Source organism: Brachyspira sp. (assembly GCF_050873525.1).
Lineage (GTDB): Bacteria > Spirochaetota > Brachyspiria > Brachyspirales > Brachyspiraceae > Brachyspira.
In genome coordinates this window covers 1-1,068 of sequence record NZ_JBNMIZ010000362.1, presented here as the reverse complement: position 1 = coordinate 1,068, position 1,068 = coordinate 1, and the positions used below count along the sequence as shown (strand labels likewise).

Here is a 1,068-nt window from a genome sequence, read left to right as displayed (position 1 = left end):
TTAGTGTGGATTGCTTCACTCGCCAAAGGCGGGCTTTAGCCTCGTTCGCCCACTCTGTGCGCCTAAAGGCGATGACAAATTCTTTTTTCGTCCGTCATTGCGAGTGAAACGAAGCAATCCAAAATTAAGAAATTCTATTTTCAAAATTTAGTTTTATTAATAGTGGATTGCTTCGACATTTTCAATGTCTCGCAATGACGACTTGATTTGTCATTGCGAGGCTTTGCCGAAGCAATCTATTCAGTGTGGATTGCTTCGGACTTTATCAAGTCCTCGCAATGACGATAAATTATTTTTTTCTTTTATTACTCCTTTTTTAAGTTGTTGTTGTTTTTGGGAATTTTTCATAAGTTCCCAGATTTTTTTCATCCAATTTTTTATTTGCAATTAAATCTTCTAATTGCTGTTTTTTGTCGTCCGAAAGTCCCGAAGTAAGTCCGCTAATATTATTTTTATCCGTAAATCCTTCTTTAGTCGTTAGCGCGCCGATTATACCGCCAGAATTTTCCATTCCGATTATGTCGATTATTTCTTCCAAAGTTTCTTTTTCGTCTTTTCCCATTGTAACCGTGTGAGCCGATTCGCCTGCGGGGACTACAACCATATAACCGCCCTTGCCGTCAGAATAAATACCGCCAAGCCCAGAAATAGTTTTTTCAAAAGTATAATTCGTTCCGTTGGCTGTTATATTTTTTCCATCGCTCGAAACCGTGAAATCGTCTCCCAGAGTTTTTAATTTATTAAGAAAAAAGTTGTCATCGGGATGGGTGATTTTGAGGGTGGATTTTTCGCATGCGACAAGGAAAATCGCCAAGAGGGGAAGTATAATTAAATTTTTCATTTTCATTTTAAATCCTCACTTTTACTTTTAATAAAAGTATCAAAATTCATGTTCTTTTTTGAGTGGCAAAAAAGAACCAAAAAACTACCACTTTTTTTGTAAAAAAAGTGGACAAAAACACAACTCCGTTTAGACTTTGTAATCCGCTTGTAAAAAACATCATTGTTAGGCGTTGCAATCCAAACCGAACAATATAAATTAATCTCAATAAATAAAATAATTAAAAT

At 35.6% G+C, this 1,068-nt stretch carries 1 protein-coding gene; it reads right to left on the bottom strand.

Annotated elements, in window-relative coordinates:
• Positions 1-316 precede the first annotated feature (316 nt).
• A complete protein-coding gene (locus ACR0QS_RS13345; protein ID WP_432633940.1) occupies positions 317-841 on the bottom strand; it encodes a hypothetical protein in 525 nt (174 codons plus the stop codon).
• Between the last annotated feature and the right edge of the window lie 227 nt (positions 842-1,068).